This is a genomic window from Nocardiopsis sp. JB363 (assembly GCF_900143625.1).
Lineage (GTDB): Bacteria > Actinomycetota > Actinomycetes > Streptosporangiales > Streptosporangiaceae > Nocardiopsis.
Window position 1 is genome coordinate 63,166 of sequence record NZ_FRFF01000063.1, and the last position, 6,169, is coordinate 69,334.

The 6,169-nt window shown below is 70.3% G+C and carries 6 protein-coding genes; 3 read left to right on the forward strand and 3 right to left on the reverse strand.

Annotated elements, in window-relative coordinates; genetic code table 11:
* The first annotated feature begins 16 nt into the window (after window positions 1–16).
* The gene (locus BQ8420_RS09635) at window positions 17–1,024 is read left to right on the forward strand and encodes an HAD-IIA family hydrolase (RefSeq protein WP_087097495.1); all 1,008 of its coding nucleotides are present in this window, start codon (window positions 17–19) and stop codon (window positions 1,022–1,024) included.
* A 14-nt stretch (window positions 1,025–1,038) separates the two neighbouring features.
* On the opposite strand, the gene BQ8420_RS09640 is transcribed toward BQ8420_RS09635, so the two are convergent.
* Complete coding sequence (locus tag BQ8420_RS09640) at window positions 1,039–1,401, reverse strand: single-stranded DNA-binding protein (RefSeq protein ID WP_235006022.1); 363 nt, start codon at window positions 1,399–1,401, stop codon at window positions 1,039–1,041.
* Between the two features lie 209 nt (window positions 1,402–1,610).
* On the opposite strand from BQ8420_RS09640, the gene BQ8420_RS09645 reads away from it, so the two are divergent.
* Complete coding sequence (locus BQ8420_RS09645) at window positions 1,611–2,615, forward strand: MBL fold metallo-hydrolase (protein WP_087097497.1); 1,005 nt, start codon at window positions 1,611–1,613, stop codon at window positions 2,613–2,615.
* 73 nt (window positions 2,616–2,688) lie between these two features.
* Window positions 2,689–3,618 carry a GNAT family N-acetyltransferase gene (locus BQ8420_RS09650; protein ID WP_087097498.1) on the forward strand — a complete coding sequence of 310 codons (930 nt, stop codon included), beginning with the start codon at window positions 2,689–2,691 and terminating at the stop codon, window positions 3,616–3,618.
* Here BQ8420_RS09650 and BQ8420_RS09655 read toward each other — a convergent pair.
* Together BQ8420_RS09655 and BQ8420_RS32650 are read right to left on the reverse strand one after the other, a co-directional pair.
* Window positions 3,603–4,025 (reverse strand): NUDIX domain-containing protein, encoded by a 423-nt coding sequence (locus BQ8420_RS09655; RefSeq protein ID WP_087097499.1) that lies wholly within the window; start codon window positions 4,023–4,025, stop codon window positions 3,603–3,605. The two genes, BQ8420_RS09650 and BQ8420_RS09655, sit on opposite strands and share 16 nt — an antisense overlap.
* 59 nt (window positions 4,026–4,084) lie before the next feature.
* On the reverse strand, window positions 4,085–5,470 hold the full coding sequence (locus tag BQ8420_RS32650) for a tetratricopeptide repeat protein (protein WP_235006023.1): 1,386 nt from the start codon (window positions 5,468–5,470) through the stop codon (window positions 4,085–4,087).
* Between the last annotated feature and the right edge of the window lie 699 nt (window positions 5,471–6,169).

Here is a 6,169-nt window from a genome sequence, read left to right on the forward strand (position 1 = left end):
AGACAGGCCGACCTCCATGTCCCTCCAGGCAGCAGACCGCCCGCTCAACGAGCTCCACGACGCGATGCTCCTGGACCTGGACGGTGTGGTCTACATCGGCGCCGAGGCCGTCCCCGCCGCACCCGAGGCGATCGGCAAGGCACGCGCCACCGGCGCCAAGGTCGCCTTCGTCACCAACAACGCCGGGCGCACCCCCGCCCGGATCGCCGAACACCTCACCCACCTGGGGGTGCCCGCCGTCCCCGAGGACGTCGTCACCTCGGCGGAGGCCGCCGCTCGCCTGATCGCCGAACGCTTTCCCTCCGGTTCGGACGTCCTCGTGGTCGGCGACACCGGACTGCGGCAAGCGGTGCGCCGCATGGGGCTGCGGCCCGTCACGGTCTCCGACGAGTCGACGGTGGCGGTGGTGCAGGGCTTCTCCCGCACCATGAACCGCGACCTCCTCGACCAGGGCGCCCTGGCGGTGGCGCGCGGCGCCTTCTACGTGGCGAGCAACGCCGACGCCACCGCCCCCGGCGCGTGGGGCATCACCCCCGCCAACGGCTCCTTCGTACGTGTCATCGCACACGCCACCGGTGTGGAACCGGTGATCGCCGGCAAGCCCATGCGCCCCCTGCACGAGGAGGGCATGCTCCGGACCGGGGCCACCGACCCGCTGATCGTCGGCGACCGGCTGGACACCGACATCGAGGGCGCCACCACGCATGGCACGGCCTCGCTGCTGGTGCTGTCGGGGGTCGTCACCCCCCACGACCTGGTGGCCGCACCGCCCCACCAGCGTCCCCGCTACCTGTCCTGGGACCTCTCCGGGATGAACGAGACCCACCCCGGCCCAAGACGAGGGGACGGTCGGACGGAGTGCGGCGGTTGGGCCGTCACCACCGGCCGAGGTTCGGTCGAACTGTCCGGGGACGGTGACCGGTTGGACGGTGTTCGTGCCCTGTGCGACGCGGTGTGGGCGGACGAGTCCATCGACCCCACCGGGGCGTCGGTGACCTCCGCGCTGCGGGCCCTGGGCTGGTAGATCGGATGTGACCGTCACCGTTCGGCCTCCCGTTCGAGTTCGACGGTCGTCACCTCCACCTCCAGGATGCTGCGCACCCCGTGTGGGCCACGCCAGATCCGGCGGCGCAGCGCCCCCGTCACCCGGAGCACCTCCCCGACCCCGTGGTCCCGGACCCGGTCGATCAACGCGTCCTCGAAGGAGATCAGGGTCAGCGAGTCCAGGCGGTGCCCGGGGCGTCGCGGATCCTCGGGGCGGGCCACCCCGATCCGCCAGGAGACCAACCGATCACCGCTGGGCAGTTCGCGAACGGTCGGCGCGGCGGTGACCCGCCCGACCACCAGCACCTGGTTGAGGTGGCCCTGATCCTTGACTGCGAAGGGGTTCTGGATGAGCACGAGGAACCTTCCCGGTAGAGGGCGACCTGGTGCGCGCGCTGATCCCAGGATCCCCGGTGGAAGGGCCCGGGAAAAGGCGGTACGAGAATCTGTGGATAACTCGGATGACCAGGTGACCCCCGCCACAGGACCGTTCATGCCCCGTGCCCTAGAGTCGGGTTCGGTCCGCAACGGATCGCACGACGTTCGTAGAAGAGGGGTGCTCGGACGTGCACAAAGACGTGAACACCGATGACCTGCCCGAGGGGATCACCCCTCTGGGCAACGAGATCTACGCCATCGACACGATGCTGGCCGGGTACCCGGGGGTGGTGTCCGCCTACCTCATCCGCACCGAGCGGCCCTGCATCGTGGAGGTCGGCACCGCCGGCTCCGCCGCGGTCCTGCGCGACGCCGTCATCCGGCTCGGCCTGTCCCCCGAGGACCTGGCCACCATCGTGGTCACGCACATCCACCTGGACCACGCCGGCGGCACCGGCGACATGGCGGCGCTGTTCCCCAACGCCGAGATCGTGGTGCACGAACGCGGCGCCCGGCACCTGGCCGATCCGAGCCGGCTGATGGCCAGCGCCAAGATGGTGTGGGGGGACCGACTGGAGACCCTCTTCGGGCACATGCGCCCCACCGAGGCCTCCCGCATCCGTTCAGTCGCCGCGACCGGCGAGATCGACCTCGGAGCGGGACGCAAGCTCGTGTCGCACTACGCTCCCGGCCACGCCAAACACCACATGGGTCTGGTCGACACCGTCACCGGCGACCTGTACGTCGGCGATGCGCTCGGTGTGTACAACCCGCTCACCGGCGACCTCCGACCGGCCACCCCGCCACCGGACTTCGACATGGACGCGTGCCTGAGCACGCTGCGCCTGTTCGGTGACATCGGCGCCCAGCGCCTGATGTTCTCCCACTTCGGCGCGGTGGACGGCGTCGGCGAGAAACTGGACCGGGCCGAGCGGGAACTGCGCCTGTGGGTGGAGACGGTCCGCGACTCCCACGACACCGGCGGGGACCTGGACCACGCCGTCGCCATGGTGAAGGACAAGGTGATCTCCCGCTACAAGCCGCTTCCCCCGGACGCCTCCCCCGACGCGGCCGCGGTGCTGGACATCCTCAGCGGCGCCGAGGCCAACGTCGGCGGAATCGTGCACTGGCTGGACCGGCTCGCCCAGGAACAGGCCGACGCCGCGAAGAAGGCCGCGGAGGAACGCGCCTGAACCTCGCGGGGTCCGGGCGGCGTCACGGAAAAACCAGGTGCGCCCCCGGAACCCGCGACGTAGCGTCACCGGTATGACCATCGAGATCCGTCCGATGCGGCGCACGGACATCCCCGGGGCCTTCGCCCTCATCCAGAAGGCCTACCCGTGCCTGGTCTTCACCGAGGCCCTCATGACGGAGCGCTTCGACCGGCCCTTGACGTACTACCGGGACCAACGCCTCGTCGCGGTGCGAGGCGAGCGAGTGGTCGGCCACGTCCTCTCCCGTCTGCACGAGAGCGAGAAGGGGCGTACCTACGGACAGTCGTACATGGCCGCCGTGGCACCACCGCTCGTCGACGGCGATCTCTCCGACCGGCTGTTGGCGGCCTCCGAACGGAACCTGGTCGACAACGGCGCCGACGTCCTGAGCGCCGACGCCGCCGAGGAACGCGTCCAGGTCGGCGGGGAAGGCTTCCGCCGGGCGATCCTGGACCGCGGTTACACACTCGTCGAGAGCGGCCAGATCCTCGGACTGGACCTGGCCACGCTCCCCGGACCCCCGACCGCACCCGAGGGCGCCGAACTGCGCACCTTCCGGGAGTTCGCCGACGACCCGCGTCCCCTCTACGAGGTCGACCGGGCCACCAGCGAAGACGAGCCCGGCGGCTTCGACGACGGATTCCTGCCCTACGAGGACTGGGTCCGCGTCCTGTGGAACAACCCGTTGGCGGACCACGACCTCAGCCTGGTGCTCCTGCTGGACGGGGTCCCCGTGACCATCTCCTGCTACAAGTCCGACGGCACCGGCCGCATGGAGTCGGGGATGACCGGGAGCCTGCGCGAGTACCGGGGTCGCGGGCTGGCCACGTACACCAAGACCAAGGCGCTGCACCTGGCGCGGGAGATGGGCGTCCGCCACGCCTACACCGGCAACCACGCCGACAACAAGCCCATGCTCGCCATCAACGACCGGCTCGGGTACCGCGTCGTCGGCAGCGAGGAGACCTACCGCCGGCCCTGATCCGCTCGGGGCGCCCCGGGCAGCTCCAGGACCCGGAGCAGGTGCGCGTACAGACCGTCCGCCCAGGACAGTTCGCCGTCGGAGGGCAACCGGTCGAAGGCCCGCACCTCGACCGTCTCGAAACGGCCGGTCAACGGCTCCAATTCGTGCACCCGGGCGTGGGTGACCACCGTGGTGTGGCCCTTGGCCAAGACGTAGTGGCCCACGACCCGGATCTCCCCGAGCGTGGCACCGGCCTCCTCCCAGGCCTCACGGCGAGCCGTGTCGGAGATCTCCTCACCCGGTTCCCGATGCCCGCCGGGGAACTCCCAGGCCCGCTTGCGATTGCGGACCATCAAGGGGCGCTCTCCCAGGTAGGTCAGGCACACCACCGAGTCATGGTCGGCGGGCAACTCACCCAGACGCACGACGGCGCCGCCGAGTGGCTCCAGGCCACTCGACGGCGCGTCGATCGGTTCGGGGAAGGTCAGCCCCGACCCCCGCGGTCGTCACGACGGTCACGGGGCCGCTCCGCGGCCTCGGCGGCGGCCTCCGCCGCCCGATCCGTCTCCTCCTCGACGTCGGTCCAGACGATGCCGTCCTCGACGTCGATGTCGACCAGCTCCACGCCTTCCAGGGCGGCCAGACGCTCGTCGGCGTCGGTCATGCCCTCACGGTCCACCGAGGAGGACCGGGCGAAGTACTCGCGGGCGTCGTCGGTACGACCCAACTCCTCCAAGACGTCGGCGTAGGCGTAGAACAGCCGGGCCACGTGCGGACGGGCACGGCGTTCCTTGAGCTCCGGCACCTGAAGCTCGGCCAGAGCGGCCTTCGCGTCGCCCATGTCCCGGCGGGCGCCGGCGGCCACGATGCGCAACTCGATCCGGTCAGCGGCGTCCAGGTTCTTCCCGGCCGGGTCGTTGGTGATCTCCAGGGCCCGTTCCGGACGGCCCAGACCACGTTCACAGTCGGCCATGACCGCGAGGAAGGTGTCCCGGCCGCTCATCCGCCGTGCCGCGCGCAGGTCCGACAGGGCGTCCTGCCACTTGCCGACGTTGTAGGCGGCGATACCGGAGGCCTCACGGATCGTGGCCAGGCGGGAGGCCTTGCGACGAGCGTAGGCGGCGTGCTTGTAGGCCCGCTCGGGGTCCTCTTCGACGAACAGTCCGGCAGCCACGATGTGCTTGCCCACCAGCTCGGCCAGGGACTTGGGCAGCGAGTGCAGGTCGCGCTTGGTCTCCGGGTCGATCTGGTTGTAGGTGGCCTCGTCCGGCAGCGGCGGGGCGATGTCCGCCGGGTCCCGGTTCTCCTCACGAGGCCCGCGACGGTCGTCCTGCCGGTCCCCGCGATACCCACCACCGCGGTCGTCACGGCGATCGTCCCGACCGCCACCACGACGGTCGTCACGGCGTCCATAGCCGCCACGGTCATCACGGCGGTCCCGGTCGCCTCTGGCCCCCCGGTCGTCCCGGCGGTCCCCCCGGTAACCCCCACGATCGTCGCGTTGGCCACCCCGACGGTCCCGGTCCTGGTTTCGGTCACCGCGGTAACCACCCCGGTCATCACGACCGGCAGCGCCGCGGTTGTCCCGACCAGCAGCCCCACGGTCATCACGACCAGTACCGCCACGGTTGTCCCGACCAGCAGCGCCACGGTTGTCTCGGCGGAAGTCCCCACCGCCACCACGGCGGTCGCCACCACCGCGATAATCACGGCCGCCGCCAGACCCCTTGTCGTCGCGGGATCCCCTGTAGCCGGACCGGGAACGGGAGTCGTCACCGCGCCCGCGTCCGCCAGGCTCACCGGAGCGTTTACCGCTGTGGTCGTGTGCTCCGGAGTCCTCGCGGTCTCCCGATCGGCTTTCCTCAGTCATCGAACCCGTCCGTCAACATTCAAAAGCGCTGCCACCTTGACCAGGAGCAGCGCGTAGTAGTACTCGTACCCTCCAGCTTACGACATGGGATGAACCCAGATCACCAATGCCGTATATCCCCACGGGTGCGCTTATCCACAGCCCGCACATCTCCAGTGGCCCCGAAGCTCTTGCCATGTTCCCCTCGTATAGGGGGGACCTCGGTTTCCGCCGACTTCGTGCTGCCCGAAATCGGGCTTGGAGGCGACGTCGTATGTCGAGGAGACGATGTCGAAGGGCGGGTCTCGCGTACCGAGCACCGAGGGTCGAGGGTCGAGGGGTGGACATCGGGTGAGTACGTGATGCGTCCGAGGAGGCCGAAAGACCTGAGGTTGTCGGGCGTCTCATGGGTGTGTTGGTGGGGCGCGTGAGGGGGTGATCCTGCTGGTTGTTGGGCGGGGTTGCGGTGGTCTCCCCCTTCCCCGCCGCGTGATTGTGGCCGTCTCCGCTACGCGCGTCAAGGTCGTCGCTGGGGCGGCTTCGCCGAGAGAGCGCTCCACCTTGACCCGCTTCGCTACGACGGCAGTTGGCGGCTATCGGGGAAGCGGGGAGTGGGGTCAGGGACCCCAAAGCCCTTCCGGGCCTTCGGCCCGGGCCCTGGCGGGCCGCCGGGCTTCGCCCGGTCCGGCCGCAGCCGGCCGAATCCCTACCCGGCCGCCT